This is a genomic window from Nonomuraea sp. SYSU D8015 (assembly GCF_008065375.1).
Classification (GTDB): Bacteria; Actinomycetota; Actinomycetes; order Streptosporangiales; family Streptosporangiaceae; genus Nonomuraea.
Genome location: NZ_VJYI01000007.1, coordinates 58,018 through 72,805, shown reverse-complemented (window position 1 = coordinate 72,805; position 14,788 = coordinate 58,018). Strand labels below are relative to the sequence as shown.

At 70.6% G+C, this 14,788-nt stretch carries 11 protein-coding genes; 5 read left to right on the top strand and 6 right to left on the bottom strand.

The window, feature by feature from the left end; genetic code table 11:
* Positions 1 to 22: 22 nt before the first annotated feature.
* The 5 genes from ID574_RS28290 to ID574_RS28270 all read right to left on the bottom strand — a co-directional run bounded on the left by ID574_RS28290 (position 23) and on the right by ID574_RS28270 (position 5,998).
* The gene (locus ID574_RS28290; RefSeq protein WP_188192023.1) at positions 23 to 1,618 is read right to left on the bottom strand and encodes an FAD-dependent oxidoreductase; all 1,596 of its coding nucleotides are present in this window, start codon (positions 1,616 to 1,618) and stop codon (positions 23 to 25) included.
* A gap of 126 nt (positions 1,619 to 1,744) precedes the next feature.
* On the bottom strand, positions 1,745 to 3,004 hold the full coding sequence (locus tag ID574_RS28285) for an alpha-L-fucosidase (RefSeq protein WP_188192022.1): 1,260 nt from the start codon (positions 3,002 to 3,004) through the stop codon (positions 1,745 to 1,747).
* 30 nt (positions 3,005 to 3,034) lie between these two features.
* Positions 3,035 to 3,886: a carbohydrate ABC transporter permease gene (locus ID574_RS28280; protein ID WP_223167152.1), complete on the bottom strand. Its 852-nt coding sequence runs from the start codon at positions 3,884 to 3,886 to the stop codon at positions 3,035 to 3,037.
* Between the two features lie 4 nt (positions 3,887 to 3,890).
* Positions 3,891 to 4,820 (bottom strand): carbohydrate ABC transporter permease, encoded by a 930-nt coding sequence (locus ID574_RS28275; RefSeq protein WP_223167151.1) that lies wholly within the window; start codon positions 4,818 to 4,820, stop codon positions 3,891 to 3,893.
* 41 nt (positions 4,821 to 4,861) lie between these two features.
* Positions 4,862 to 5,998, bottom strand: coding sequence for an ABC transporter substrate-binding protein (locus ID574_RS28270; RefSeq protein ID WP_188192021.1), 1,137 nt, complete (start codon positions 5,996 to 5,998; stop codon positions 4,862 to 4,864).
* A 228-nt stretch (positions 5,999 to 6,226) separates the two neighbouring features.
* Here ID574_RS28270 and ID574_RS28265 point away from each other — a divergent pair, with 228 nt between their 5' ends.
* Positions 6,227 to 7,375 (top strand): ROK family protein, encoded by a 1,149-nt coding sequence (locus ID574_RS28265; protein ID WP_188192020.1) that lies wholly within the window; start codon positions 6,227 to 6,229, stop codon positions 7,373 to 7,375.
* A gap of 21 nt (positions 7,376 to 7,396) precedes the next feature.
* Here the strand turns inward: ID574_RS28265 and ID574_RS28260 are convergent, their stop codons facing one another.
* Positions 7,397 to 9,886, bottom strand: coding sequence for a tetratricopeptide repeat protein (locus ID574_RS28260; protein WP_223167150.1), 2,490 nt, complete (start codon positions 9,884 to 9,886; stop codon positions 7,397 to 7,399).
* A 184-nt stretch (positions 9,887 to 10,070) separates the two neighbouring features.
* Between ID574_RS28260 and ID574_RS28255 the strand changes: the two genes are divergently transcribed.
* The 4 genes from ID574_RS28255 to ID574_RS28240 all read left to right on the top strand — a co-directional run bounded on the left by ID574_RS28255 (position 10,071) and on the right by ID574_RS28240 (position 14,559).
* Positions 10,071 to 10,526, top strand: coding sequence for a carboxymuconolactone decarboxylase family protein (locus tag ID574_RS28255; RefSeq protein ID WP_188192018.1), 456 nt, complete (start codon positions 10,071 to 10,073; stop codon positions 10,524 to 10,526).
* Positions 10,527 to 10,634: 108 nt separating this feature from the next.
* On the top strand, positions 10,635 to 11,027 hold the full coding sequence (locus ID574_RS28250; RefSeq protein ID WP_188192340.1) for an iron chaperone: 393 nt from the start codon (positions 10,635 to 10,637) through the stop codon (positions 11,025 to 11,027).
* Between the two features lie 160 nt (positions 11,028 to 11,187).
* Positions 11,188 to 13,476: a polysaccharide lyase 8 family protein gene (locus ID574_RS28245; RefSeq protein WP_188192017.1), complete on the top strand. Its 2,289-nt coding sequence runs from the start codon at positions 11,188 to 11,190 to the stop codon at positions 13,474 to 13,476.
* A gap of 63 nt (positions 13,477 to 13,539) precedes the next feature.
* Positions 13,540 to 14,559, top strand: coding sequence for a hypothetical protein (locus ID574_RS28240; protein ID WP_188192016.1), 1,020 nt, complete (start codon positions 13,540 to 13,542; stop codon positions 14,557 to 14,559).
* Positions 14,560 to 14,788 lie beyond the last annotated feature (229 nt).

The following is a 14,788-nucleotide window of genomic DNA, read 5'->3' as shown; positions in this document are numbered from 1 at the left end:
CGGGGCTCTCCTGCGGGGGTGGTCAACTCTGCGGCGCGTGCAGCAGCGAGGCACGGCGTTCCGCCGGATCATGACCGGTCACCACGACGGTCGCCCCCGCAGTGGCGACCAGCCGCTCAGGGACGCGGGCGGGTACGGGCCCCACGCCCGCCCGCCGGTCGACGTGGCGGAACTCGGGCGGGAACGGCGCGGCCCGCTCGATCAGCCGCTGGTAGAACTCCAGCCACAGCCCCTGGTCGAAGGTGACCGCCGCGGTGACGCGGCCCCGGTACCCGTAGACGGCGACGAAGCGGCGCTCGGCCGTCGAGCCCTGGGTGATGACGACCTCGTCGGCGAAGGTCGGCACGCCGACCGACTTGATGTTGACCCCGAACTGGCTCGACCAGAACACCGGCACCGACAGGTGCGGCCAGCGGTGCGCCTGGTCGCTGACCATGTTGTGGGCGGCGATCTCGGCCTGGGCGACCGCGTTGCCCCAGTGCTCCAGCGTCATGAACTGGTACTGGTAGAGCGGATGCGGGAAACGCGCGATGTCGCCGGCAACGAAGACGTCGTCGGTGACCAGGCCGTTGGTGTCCACGGCGCGGCAGCCCGCGTCGCAGGCCACGCCCCACACGCCGGCGGCCAGCCCGGAGTCCCGCAGCCACTCGACGTTGCGGATGGAGCCGAGTGCGACGACGGCCACCTCGGCCTCCACTGTGCTGCCGTCCGACAGGCGGGCTCCGCGCAGCCGCCCGTCCGCGTCGCCTTCCAGGGCCGTGACCGTCGTGTCGCACCGCAGGTCGACGCCGTGCTCGCGGTGCATCTGCGCCGCCACGTCGCCGATCACGCCGCCCAGCGCGCTGACGAGCGGGGCCGGGCCGCGTTCGACGACCGTCACCTCCAGGTCGAGCTCGCGGCAGACGGAGGCGATCTCGGAGCCGGTGAATCCCGCGCCGAGGATGAGCACCCGGCGCGGGCGCGCCGCCAGCGCCTGCCGCAGCCGGGCGGCGTCCTCCAGGGTGCGCAGCGTGTGGACGCCCTCCAGCGCGGCCTCGGCCTCGTTGGGCCAGGGCCGGGCGCGGGTGCCCGTGGCCAGCAGGACCCGGTCGAAGCCGATCTCGCGGCCGTCGGCCAGCCGCACCCGCTTGCCGGCCACGTCCAGCGCCGTCGCCTGGGCCCCCCACAGCCACTCGGCGTCGACCTCGCGCAGGTGGGGCAGCATGGTGTGGTCGTGCGGCACCTGCCCGGTGAGGACCTGCTTGGACAGGGGAGGCCGGTCGTACGGCTCGTGGCTCTCGCCACCGATCACCGTCAGCGACCCGGTGAAGCCCTCCCGCCTCAGCACACCGGCGGCCCGCGCCCCGGCCAGCGAGGCCCCGACGATGACGATGCGGCCGTCGGTGTTCCTCCGGGCCGGCGGTGCGGGCTGCTCAGCGGCGTGCCACGTCGCCGTCCAGTCGAGATGGACGGCCTGGACCGGGCAGGCGGCGGCCGCCCGCAGCACCTGCTCGCGCCGCTCGTCGCCGGGCTCGAGATCGTACAGGAGCGCCTCTTGCCGCATGGTGAAGACGTCCGGCGCGAGGAAGGCGCACTGCCCGTATCCCTGGCAGCGCGTCAGGTCGACGACGACTTTCACCGGCCACTCCCCCGTCGAGCGAGCACGCGCGCCCGCTCGTCGGTCGCGGGCCTGGCCCGTGTGGGCCTACCCCGGCCGCCCTGCCCTGTAGCCGGCCGACAATGATCATTCCCTTGTCTTTGCAGATCAGAGGAACAGCTCGATGACGGGTACGGCGACGTCGGGGCGTTGCACGGGCAGGTCGAGGGTCAGGGCGTCCGGAGCCGGGGCCCCCATCGTCGTGAGGCCGGCCTTCTGGCCGGGGTCGATGACCCGCGTGCGGATCTCTGACGCGTCGTGCAGGAACTGGGCGTACTTCACCCGCCCGGCCAGTCCCGGCAGGTGGAGGTGGCCGAACGGCCAGGCGAACACGTGCAGGTAGAGCCGATCGCCACGCTGGGTGTAGCGGCAGTCGGGGGGCGCGGTGAAGGCGCTGGGCCCGCAGCCGTAGACGGAGCGGGAGTTCAGCCGCATCCAGGCGCCGATGTCACCGAGCGTCCGGCGCGCGCGGGGGTCGATCTGGCCGCGCCCGTCCGGGCCCACGTTGAGCAGCAGGCTGCCGCCCTTGGCGACGCTGTCGACCAGCATCCGTACGAGCAGGTCCGGGGACTTGTAGTCGAGGTTGTCCCGGTCGTACCCCCAGCTGCCGTTGAGGGTCTGGCACGCCTCCCACGGCACCTCGCGGCCGTCGACGGTCATCGGCCCGGCGGGCTGGTACTGCTCGGGCGTGACGAAGTCGCCGGGGATGCCGAGCCGGTCGTTCACGATGATCGACGGCTGGAGCTCCCTCACCGTCGCGAGCAGTTCGTCCGCGCGCCAGTCGTCGGCGCCCTTGCCGCCCCAGTCCCCGCCCTCCTTGTAGGAGAAGTCGAAGAACAGGTAGTCGATACGGCCGTACCCGGTGAGCAGTTCGCGCACCTGAGCGTGCAGGTAGTCGGCGTACTTGGAGATGTCGCGGCCCGCGGCGGCGCTTTTGTACGCCTCGTCGTCGCGCTGAGGGTGGAGGGAGTCGACGGGGAACTCCGGGTGGTGCCAGTCGATCAGCGAGTGGTAGAAACCGACCTTCAGCCCTTCGGCCCGGACGGCCTCCACCAGCGGCGCGATCAGATCCTTACCGCATGGGGTGCGCGTCGCCTTGTAGTCGGTGTACGCCGAGTCCCACAGGCAGAAGCCTTCGTGGTGCTTGGTCGTGACGACGACGTAGCGCATGCCGGCATCCTTGGCCAGCCGCGCCCATTCCGCCGGGTCGTACAGGTCGGGATCGAAGTGGTCGAAGTACCGCTGATAGTCCTCATCGGTCAGGCGCTCGCGGTTCTTCACCCATTCGTGCCGGGCGGCCAGAGAGTACAGGCCCCAGTGCACGAACATGCCGAACCGGGATTCTGAGAACCAGGCGTGGTGCTGCAACGAAGGTTCCTTCCAGGAAAGATTCGAGGATCACCGGCCGCCGAGACCGGTGGTCGCGATCCCGCGTACGAGATGTTTCTGCAGGATGATGAGCAGCGCCGCGGTGGGCGCCATGGAGATCATGGACGCGGCCATGACGAGGTTCCACTGGGTGCCCTGCTGCCCGAAGAAGAGCTGCAGGCCCAGCGGCACCGTGGCCTTCTCGTCCACCGAGTTGATGATGATCAGCGGCCACAGGAAGCTGTTCCAGTAGTTGATGAACGTGAAGACCGCCAGCACCGCGAGCGCGGGCCTGACCAGCGGCAGCATGATGCGGGTGAAGACGCGCACCGCTCCCGCGCCGTCGATGCGGGCGCTTTCGGCGATCTCTTCGGGGATGGTCAGGAAGAACTGGCGCAGCATGAACGTCCCGAAGGCGGTGAACGCCCAGGGGAAGATCAGCGCCTGGTAGGAGTCAACCCATCCGAACCAGCGCATCAGCATGAACATCGGCACGACCAGCACTTCCTGGGGGATCATCAGGGTGGACAGGAAGACCAGGAAGACGCCGTCGCGACCGCGCCAGCGCAGCCGCGAGAAGGCGTACGCCGACATGCTCGACGCCACGAGCACCACGATGGTGCCGCAGACGGCGACGGCGAGGCCGTTGATCACGAAGCGCCCGAACGGCAGGAACTCGAACGCCTCCCGGTAGTTCTCCCACCGGACCACCGACCCGATCAGGCTCGGCGGCGACCCGAACACCTCGTCCGCGCGCTTCAGCGACGTGGCCACCATGTACACCAGCGGCGACAGGAAGACGGCGGCCACCAGGTAGAGCGCGAGATGCGAGACGACCACCCTGATCCTGCGTGCCCACGGGTAGGCCGGAAGGGGGTGCACGTGGTCAGACATCATAGGTGACCCATCTGCGCTGGCCGGCGAACTGCACCGCGGTCACGCCCAGGATCAGCACGAACAGGATCCAGGCCGCGGCGGAGGCGAGTCCGAACTGGTAGACGGAGAACCCCTGGTTGTAGACGAACATCATGAGGGTCTCGGTGTCGATGCCAGGACCTCCGCCGGTCAGCAGGAACGGCTGGGTGAAGACCTGGAACGACGTGATGAGCGTCATGGTCGTGGCGAAGAACATCGACGGGGAGATCATCGGCAGCGTGATGCGGAAGAACTGCCGCCACGGCCCCGCCCCGTCGATCTGCGCCGCCTCCACGAGCTGCCGCGGGATGGCGTCCAGCGCGGCCGAGAACACCAGCATGTTGTACCCGAACCCCTGCCACACGCTCATCGCGACGACGGCGAACATGGCCCAGCCCTGCTCGCCGAGGAAGTTCGGCGCGTGCACGCCGGTGACGGCGTGGAGCGAGCCGTCGATGAGCCCGCCGGGCTGGTAGACCATCCGCCAGACGACCGCGTTGGCCACCATCGGCGTGACCACGGGCAGGAAGAACACCACCCGCAGCACTTTGCGGCCCTTCATGCGCGGTGAGATCCACACGGCCAGTCCCACCGACACGACGAGGTTGAGCGGCAGGTAGAGCACCACGAACAGCAACGTGTTGAACAGCGTCCGCCGGAACACGGGATCGGCGAACAGCGTCGCGAAGTTCCCCAGCCCGGTGAAGGCGCGCGCGCCCACCGCGGGCCAGCGGAAGAAGGCGATCACCAAGGACATCACGATCGGGAAGAGGGTGAACAGCGTCAACCCGATCAGGCTGGGCGCGGCGAACAGGGCGGCGACTCTTCCGTCGCCGCGCAGGCGGCGGGCACGCCGTTCGCGCGCGCCTGCCCCCCGTCGGGGTATGGCGTCGTCGTACACGTCACTCCTGTCGATGGCGGAGCCGGGCTCCAGGCCTTTCCCTACGCCGGCGCCTGCTGTTGCACCTGCTTGAGGACGTCCGCCGCCGTGGCCTGCCCGTTGAAGGCCGGCACGCCGTACTGGGCCAGCAGCTTGCTGACCTGATCCCAGTTGGCGGTCGCCCGGAACGGCTTCGCCGAGGCGTTGGCGGCGTCGATGACGTCCTTGGCGCCCTCGAAGGCGTTCTCGTACCACTTGCCCTGGACGGACTTGCGCGCCGGATAGGCGCGCCCGAGCGTGCCGAGCTGCCCCAGCACGTCGGCGCTGGTCATCACGCTGATCGCCTTGAACGCCTCGTCCGGGTACGGGCACGACTGGGAGATGCCGAAGCCGGACCCGGCCGAGTACGTCTTGGGCCCGTCCGGACCGGCGGGGATGGTGGCCAGGCCCACGTCGAACTTGGCCTGCTGCTTGAGCGACAGAACGGCCCAGGGCCCGTTCACCCACATCGCCGCGTTGCCGTTGAGGAACTGGGTGTCGGGGAAGTCGTTGTCCACGCCGGGCACCTTGGGCGCGACCCCCGCCTTGGCCGCCAGGTCCGCGAACCACTGGAATCCGGTCGTCATCGGCCCGGAGGTGAGGTCGAGCTTGCCGGATGCGTCCACCGGCTCCGCGCCTGTCCGCGACAGGATCATCGAGAACATGTTCAGGTCCGTCGGGTAGGCCACGAAGCCGTACTTGCCGCCGGTGGTCAGCTTCTTGGCCGCCGACTCGAAGTCCGCCATGCTCCAGCCGACCTTCGGCGCGGGCACACCGGCCGCCTCGAACATGTCCTTGTTGTAGGTGATGACCAGCGAGCCGAGATCGTACGGCAACGCGTACTGCTTGCCGCCCGAGGCGAGCCCAGCCATGATCGAGGAGTCGAAGTCGCCGGTGTCCAGGCCGTTCTTCTTGATCAGGTCGTCAAGTGGACGCATGCCGCTGACGTAGCCGCCCGTGCGCAGGCTCTGCATGGAGACGACGCACGGCGCGCTGCCGCCGGCCAGTCGGGTGCCGAGCTTGGTGAAGTAGTCCTCGAACGGCGAGGTCTCCAGCGTGACCTTGATGTTCGGGTATTTCTTGGTGACCGCGGCCGCCACGTTCTGCCAGGCGTCGCGGTCCTCCGTGCCGGACGCCCACATCGACCAGGTGAGCGTCACCGTGCCGTCGCCTGCCTTGCTTCCTCCTGACGATTCCTGGCCGTCGCCCCCGCAACCGGCCGTGAGTCCCCCCGCGATGACCACCGCTACCGCGGCCGCTAATGATCGCCGGCCGCCACGCATCCACCTGCCCATCGCAGCTCCAATAAGCTCGGGGCCGAGTTAATTATGGTGAAACATAAGCGTCGCGCTCTGTAGTGTCAATGAGATCGAAGTAGGAAATATCCGATGACTGCCCACCGAATCCACCTTCGTAGCGATCTGACCCGTGTCGAGATCCTGGCGCTTCTCGGCACCGCGGGCGCCCTGGACCGCCGCCAGATCGCGACCCGCCTCCGACTCGGCGACGCGACCGTGCACGAACACACCCGGCGCCTGCTGGCCTCCGGTTACCTGCGGACTCTCGCCCCGCAGGCCGGCGTGGTCGGGCGGCCCCGCATCCCGCTACAGGTGGTGCCGGAAGCCGCCGCGACCGTCGGCGTACGGGTCGCCACCGACCACCTCGTCACCGTCGTCGCGGGACTCGACGGCCGCATGATCTCATCCGATGTATCGCCGTTCGACTGTCACGCCGACCCCATCCCCCAGCTACTGGCGGTGATCAACCACCGGCTGGCCGACCCGGTCGTGGGCTCCAGGCTCAAGGCCGTGGGGGTGGCCACCCCGTCCTCCGTTGACCCGGCCACCGGTTTCATCCGGTTCTGTCCCCGCTTCGGCTGGACCGACCTTCCCCTCGGCGAACGGCTGCGTGCCGAGCTGGCGATTCCGGTGCTGGTCGACAACGACCTCAGGGCCAGCACCACCGCGGAGCTCCTCTACCGGACAGGGCTTGAGCACGACGACTTCCTGGTGCTCGGGATCGGCGACGGAGTCGGGCTCGGCGCGGTCCTGCACCGGCGGGTGCACCGCGGCCCGAGCGGGCTTTCGGGCGAGTTCGGCCACACGCCGGTGGCCGCCACCGGACCGCGCTGCGCCTGCGGCGCCCGGGGGTGCCTGGAGACGTTCACGAGCGACCACGGCATCCTGCGCGCCGCCCGCCGCAGAGGCCTCGCCGAGGCGGCCACCACCATCGAGGAGCTCCGCGCGCGGTGGGCCTCCCGCGAGCCGGGGCTGGCGGACCTCCTCGCCGAGATCGGCGCCATCCTCGGGCGGGCCGTCGCCGGTGTCGTCAACCTGCTCGGCACGCCCACGATCACGGTCATCGGCGAGAATCACGTCCTCTGGCCGGGCCTGGAACCGGGGTTCTCCGCCGCGATGCGGACCAGCCAGGTCACCGCCGCCCATCGCGTTCGAGTGATCGTCCGTCCTTGGAGCGACGCCCAGCACGCCCTCGGAGCCGCGAGCCTGGCCCTGGCCGCCCCGGAGACCCTGGCCTGACCACGGTGACCGGCGGCGTGATCAATAGGCTCCGAGGTTGAGCTCCCGCAGGACGGCCTGTCCCGCCGCGCGGTGCTCGGCTGCCGCGGCCGGGTCCGTCGCGTCGAGCACGGTCGCGATCCCCTCGTGAGCCAGGGCCTCGGCGTACCGGTTGCCGAGTTTCGGGGCCAGCTCCAGCGCCTGCCGGTGCAGCCGCAGGGCCTCTTCGGGCAGGCCCGCCAGCCGGCAGGTCTCGCCGTAGCCGTTGAGGAAGTGGATCTTCCAGTGCTCCTCGAAGAGCTCGTCCAGCAGCGCGAACGCCTGCCGATGGCTGGCCAGCGCCTCCTCGTAGCGGCCCATCTGCCGCAGGGCGACGCCCAGGCAGTTGAGGCACCAGGCCTCGTTGTGCTTGTGCCCGTCCTCGCGGGCCAGCGCCAGCGCCTCCTGCAGGTGCTCCGCCGCTTCGGCGGGTTCCTCATGGGCGATGGCCACGCCGAGGGTGATCCGGGCCGTCAGCGGGAGCGCCGACGCGGGGTCGGTGTGCGGGATGTCCAGCGCCTGCCGGGCCAGGCGCGCGGCCTCCTCGCGGTGTCCCAGCTGCAGCATCGCCCAGGCCTCGTACGCGGTCGCGTGGGCTGCGCCCATCGGGCAATCGGCCTGCGTGTACAGCTTGCCCGCCAGCCGGAAGAGCTCGAGCGGCTCCTCGACCCGCCCCTCGTCCCACCTCAGGTAGCCGCGGCGCATGGTCAGCTCGGCCTCGGCCCAGGTGTCGCCCGTCTGGGACACCAGCGGCGCCGCCGCCTCGTAGGCGGCGTCGGCCTCCGCCATCCGGCCCGCGTTGTACCGGGCGAAACCCAGGTCGCTGTGCGCCTCGGCCAGCTGTAGCGGATCGCCCAGGCGCTGCGCGGCGGCCAGGGACCGCTCGAAGAGGACGTTGAGGTGCGTGGTGCCGCAACGCCGTGCGAAGTAGGCCCGCATGAAGCGCGGCAGCTCGCACACATGGGCGTCGGCCCCGGTGGCGACCGCCACCTCGAAGGCGGCCATCAGGTTCGAGTATTCAGTGACGAACCACATGAGGGCCGCTTTTTTGTCGGTGAACCGCGGCAGCTCGGCGGGGGGCGGGCCCGCGGAGGCCACCCGGCTGCGCGACAGGAGCGGCATCGCGGCGTCGGCGGCGGCCGCCGCGTGCACGTAGTAGTCGAGCACCCGGCCCAGGGCCTGCTCCCGCTCCGCCGCCGAGTCCCGTTCCTCAGCGGCCCGGCGCGCGTGCTGGTGCACCAGGTCGTGCAGCCGGTAGCGGCCGGGCGCCGGCTGCTGGACGAGGTGCGCGTCGAGCAGGTCCTCCAGCATCGCGCGGGCGCTGCGCAGTGGCACGTCCGCCAGCGCCGCCGCCACGTACTCGTCGAAGGTGGAGCCGAGCAGCAGGCCGAGCAGGCGGAACAAGCGGCGCCGACCCCGGTCCAGCTGCCGCACGGACATGGCGAACGCGGTGTCGAACTCGTTCGCGCCCTCCCGCATCCGCTCGGCGAGGATGCCCACCGTCCAGCCCGGCCGGTGTCGCAGCCGGGCCGCGGTCAGCCGCAGGGCCAGCGGCAGGTTGCCGCACAGCCGCAGCACCTCGGCCGTGGACTCCGGGTCGCGGGCCAGCCGGCCGTCGGGGCCGCTGGGGTCGCCGCTGGCGCGGGCCAGCAGCTCCGCGCTCTCCTCGGGGGTCAGCACGTCCAGCGACACCGGGGGCACTTCGTCCAGGCCCAGCAGCCGGTTGCGGCTGGTGATCAGGGCGACGGAGGGGCCGGCGCCGGGCAGCAGCGGGCGGACCTGGTCGGCGTCGGCGGCGTTGTCGAGGACCACGACGGCCCGCCGGCTCGCCAGTTCGGAGCGCCAGCAGGCGGCCAGCGGCTCGATGCCGCCCTCCTGCGGGATCTTCTCGGAGGGGACGTCGAGCGCGGCGAGCAAGGTCCGCAGGGCGGGATCGGGATCGAGGGGCTGACGCCCGTCGGTGAAGCCGTGCAGGTCCAGATAGAGCTGGGCGTCCGGGTAGTCGGCGGCGAGCCGGTGTGCGGCGTGCACCGCCAGGCAGGTCTTGCCGACGCCGGCCATGCCGTCGATGGCGACCACCCGGCTGGTGACCACCGTGGCGAGCACGGCGGCGAGCTGAGCCTGGCGTCCGGTGAAATCGGGCACGTCACGCGGCAGATCGTTGCGCGGCGGGCGCGGGGCGCCGGCGGGCGGAGACGGCGGCTGAACCTGGCGGCTGGTCTTCGGGGGCGCCGGCAGCGGGTTCGAGGCGCGTTCCCACAATGGGCGCAGTGGGCGGGGGTCGCGCTTGACGAGGCGGCAGAGCGCGATCACCGCGGACCAGGGCGGCGCCGTCCGGCCGCTGAGGTAGCGCGACAGCGACGACGAGCTGAGACCCGTGTCCCGTGCGAGGGCCCGTACGCCGCGCCCGGACAGCTCCTGGAGCATGCGCAGCCGGGCGGCCAGTTCGTCCTGCGGGTCGGCCTTCGCCGTCCTTTGCTGCTGCACAACCATCGTCTCCCCGCCTCCCTGTCCCACCCCGGTGGAAACTTCCCGGGCCGGGTCGCCGCTGGTCGAGCCTGTTTCACGTGTCCCACGGTGTCCCACCGCCGTGGTCATGGTAAGCCCGCCCGGCTGAGATGGAGTCACGCCCCGGGGGGGGGAACGGGGCACCGACCCGGAAGAGGAGAACACCGACATGCAGCCTCGTATGCAGAACCCCGCCGTCGTCCTGTCCGGCGCGATGCAGCCCATCCAGCAGATCTTCAAGGCCGTGCACTCCGGTGGGGTGGACGAGCAGACGCTGGAGCTGGTGCATCTGCGGGTCAGCCAGATCAACGGCTGCAGCGCCTGCGTCGACGCCGGCGCCAAGACGGCCCGCAAGGCCGGCGTGAGCGACGAGAAGCTGGCCACGGTCGCCGCGTGGCGGGAGACCCCGTACTTCACCGAGGAGGAGCGGGCGGCGCTCACGCTGGCCGAGGCCGCGACGCGGCTGGCCGATCGTCCCGACGCGGTGAACGACGAGATCTGGGACGCGGCCGCCACCTACTTCGACGAGAAGCAGCTGGCCGCGATCGTCCTGATGATCGGCGTCACCAACCTGTTCAACCGGCTCAACGCCACGACCCGCCAGATGGCCGGCGCTTGGGGCTGACGGGCCCGCGCCCTCGCACGACAACGCATATCGAAAGGAAACCCAGTGACGGACACGAAGAAGGCCACCAGGACGTTCGACGGATTCTCGGACGAGGAACGAGCCGCGATGAAGGAGCACGCCCAGGAGCTGAAGACGGCCGCGCGCCGCGGCTCGCGCGCGGCCAAAGCCGACGGCGAGCGTGACGTGCTCGCGAAGATCGCCGAGATGGCGGAGGCGGATCGGGTCATCGCCGAGCGGGTCCATGCCATCATCAAGGCCAGCGCGCCGACCCTGTCGCCGAAACTCTGGTACGGGCAGCCCGCCTACGCCAAGGACGGCAAGATAGTCTGCTTCTTCCAACCGGCGGCGAAGTTCAAGACGAGGTACGCGACCCTCGGCTTCAACGACCCGGCGCAGCTCGACGACGGCACCATGTGGCCGACGGCCTTCGCGCTGACGGAGTTGACCGCCGCCGGCGAGGCGAGGATCGGCGAGCTCGTGAAGCGAGCGGTGGGTTGAGGCCGGAGGGCAGTGCCTGGGCCGGCACCGCCCGAGGCGGGTACCGTGCAGGCGGCCGGTGACGTTCGTGCGCCGGCCCACCGCCGAGCTGAAATATCGACCCGACTGTCGGCATAAGATCTTTTCATCTGGTATTTGCCCAATTGTCGGAAGGGCCTCCATGACCCACCCCCTCAGCCGGCGGTCCGCCCTGCTGGGCGCCGCGGCCGTGGCCGGCCTCGCCCTGTGGGACAGACCGGCCGAGGCGGTCGGCGCCGCCGCGTTCGACGCCGCGCGCGAGCGGTGGGTGAGCTTGCTGGCAGGAGGGCCGTACAACCCCGCCTACACCGACAGGACGCAGGCGGTCGAGGGCTCGGCCAACGCGGTGCTGCGCAAGCTGAAGCCCGACCCCGACCGCCCGAGCCTGTGGCCCGACCTGCCGCTCGGCGACCCCGGGACGGGCAACTTCAACCGCGCCTACAACCGCATGCGCACGCTGGCGCTGGGCTGGGCCACGCCGGGCACCGCCATGCACGGAGACAGGCAGGTCGCCGAGACCGCGGTCATGGCGCTGGACTTCCTGTACGAGCACGCCTACCACGAGGGGCTCGACCGGCAGGGCAGCAACTGGTACTGGTGGGAGATCGGCGTCCCCCGCTCGCTGACCGACACCTGCGCCCTGCTGTACGACGGCCTGCCCAAGGACCGCCTCAAGCGCTGGCTGCGCCCACTGCGCCGCTGGTGCCCCGACCCGGAGCGCCGCGTCAGCCACCCCGGCGTCGTCGAGACCGGCGCCAACCGCGCGGGCAAGGCCATGGCGGTGGCGATGCGCGGATTGCTCACCCACGACGCACGCCTGATCAAGCGGGCCAGGGACGCGGTCTCCGACCTGCTGCGGCCGACCGCGGGTCCTGGCGACGGCTTCTACCGTGACGGGTCGTTCATCCAGCACGACGTGTACCCCTACAACGGCAGCTACGGCGTGGACTACCTGGAGGGCGTGGCCAAGCTGATCGCCGTGCTCGCGAGTTCACCGTGGGAGATCGACGACATCGGGAACGTCTACGACCTCGTGGACCGCTCTTTCGTGCCGTTCATCTTCGACGGGCTCATGATGGACTGCGTACGCGGCCGGCAGATCTCGGTGCAGGGCCACCGCGACCACCACTCGGGGCAGAAGGCGGTCGAAGCCATCCTCACCCTGCTGGAGTCGGCGCCCAAGCGCCATGCCCGGCGTTGGCGGCCACTGGTGAAAGGCTGGCTCACCCGCAACCAGGCCATCCCCTACGACACGCTCGCACCGCTGGCGAGCATCGCGAAGGCCAAGGCCCTGCTGGAGGATGCGTCGGTGCCGGTCGGCCCGCGCACGACGGGCACGTACGTCTTCGCCGACATGGACCGGGTCGTGCACCGCCGTCCCACCTGGGCCTACGCGATCGCGATGAGCTCGGAGCGCATCGGCGCGGCCGAGGCCATGAACGCGGAGAACCTGCACGGCTGGTACACCGGTGACGGCATGACCTACCTCTACACCGGCGACCTCACCCACTGGAACGACGACCTGTGGCCGACGATCGACCCGTACCGGCTGCCGGGCACGACGGTCGACACCCGCAGGCGCGCCGATCTCCCGCACGGCAAGCGCCGCCTGCCGCCCACCTCGTGGGCGGGCGGCGTGGCACTCGACGGCGAGTACGGCGTGGCGGCCATGAAGCTGATCGCCGACGGCTCCTCGCTGCGGGCCAAGAAGGCGTGGTTCCTCCTCGATGAAGCGGTGGTCGCCCTCGGCACCGGCATCACCGCCTCCGATGGCCGCCGCATCGAGACCATCGTGGAGAACCGCAACACCCACGACGGGCATCCGCCACTGACCCGGGGCGACGGCTGGGTCCACCTGTCCGGTGCGGCCGGCTACGCGCTGCTCGACGGCGCCGAGGCGAAGGTGATCCGCGAGAAGCGCACCGGCCGCTGGCGGGACATCGACAAGGGCGCCACCACCGGTGGCGACAAGACCCCCGTCACCAGGCATTACACGACGATCCTCATCGACCACGGCGTCGATCCGCGCAAGGCGCGCTACGCCTATGCCGTGCTGCCCGAGGCCTCCATCGCGCAGACCGCCACTTACGGCCGGCGGATCAAGGTCCTCGCCAACTCCGGAACTGTGCAGGCCATTTCCTGCGACAACCTGCTCGCCGCCGTCTTCTGGCGCGCGGGGACCGTCGAGACCGCGGATGGACCGCTCTCCGCCGACGGCCCGTGCACGCTGCTGATCCGCCGCGACCGCAAGCAGGCACGGCTCGCCGTCTCCGACCCCTCCCGAACCGCCGACGAGGTGAAGATCAAGCTGCCCTGGCCGGTGAAATCGGTCAAGGAAGGCGACCGCAGCGTGCGCAAGGCCAAGCGCGCGGTCAAGGTGGAAGTCGGCGGCAGCCGCGGGCACGCCCACACCGCGGTGGTACGCCTCTGAACCGCCGCCGCCGCGCTCGAAACCCGGTGGCGGGAGCGGGGATCAAGGGATGATGATGCCATCGTGCAGACGGCACATCCCACCATCGCGCCGGTCGGCGAGATCGCCTGCGACGAGTCGGGCTGGGAGGGTGCCAACCTCGTGGCCGGGAGCTCGGACGTCATCGCGTACGCCAGTGTGCGGCTGAGCGTCGACGCGGCCACGGAGTGCCTGCGCGGGCTCAGCGGTCGCGCCGGGCACGTGAGGCGGGAGTACAAAGCGTCGCATGTGCTCCGCGCGGATCGACGCTCTGGGGTGAAGAGTCTGCTCGGCCCAGCCGGGCCCCTCTACGGCAATGCCTTCGTCCATCTCACCGAGAAGGCCTACTTCGTCGTCGGCAGACTCCTCGACCTCGTCCTCGGGCAGTCCGCGGACGCGGCCAGCGCCGGCATGGACGCCGATCGGCGGCTCACCGCACTGGCGACCACGCTCATCCGGGAGGGTCCCGAAGCGCTCGGCCATGATCGGTGGCAAGCCTTCCTGGCAGCGTCCAATGCCGTCCTGCGGACGTGGAAGCCCCGCAACGTGCGTGAGCCCGTGGACGCGTTCGTCGATCTGGTCGACACGCTCGCGGCACTCGACGGAGGCAGCCGCGTGCGCGCGATTCTCGACGAGCTCCGGCGGGAGAGATCGGTCGCCTACGCGGCGCGGGCCCGGCTCCTCGAGCACCACGTCCTGCAACCGGCCCTGGAACCCTTGATCCCTGCCCTCGCCAGGACCATTCTCCATTGGAGCGGGGGCGGGGGGATCGACGTGTCGATCGTGCACGACGAGCAGTCCGCCCTGACCGAGCGGCGCGTCCGCCGCCTCGAGCGGCAACTCCTGCCACCGGGCCGCCGCCTCCGTTTCAGGCAGGTGGACTCGCGTACGGATCCGCGGGTCCAGGTGGCCGATGTGCTGGCCGGGGTCGCGCGGCGGCTCGCGGCCGACGAACTCCGCGGCCGTGGTGATCCAGAGCTCGGTGAGTTGCTGCGCGCCTACATCGACCCGGCCTCACGTTGGTCCGACGAGCGGAGCTGGTCCCGCCTCGGCCCGACGCGCTGACCGGCCGTCCGCGAATTCAAGCTGTGCGGCTGCGAGACAAATGCCGGACATTAACCGGACATTCGGCCGGGAAGTCGGAACCAGGCGCTAGGCTGCCGCCCATTGCCGGGCCGCAGGCAGAAAAACCGCCGGCCCGGCCGGGTTCACATTCACTGAGAAATCGGTAAGGAAAATGTCGTCAATTTCACGGCACGGTATGCGACGCGCCTGCACAGTCGCTCTCACCACC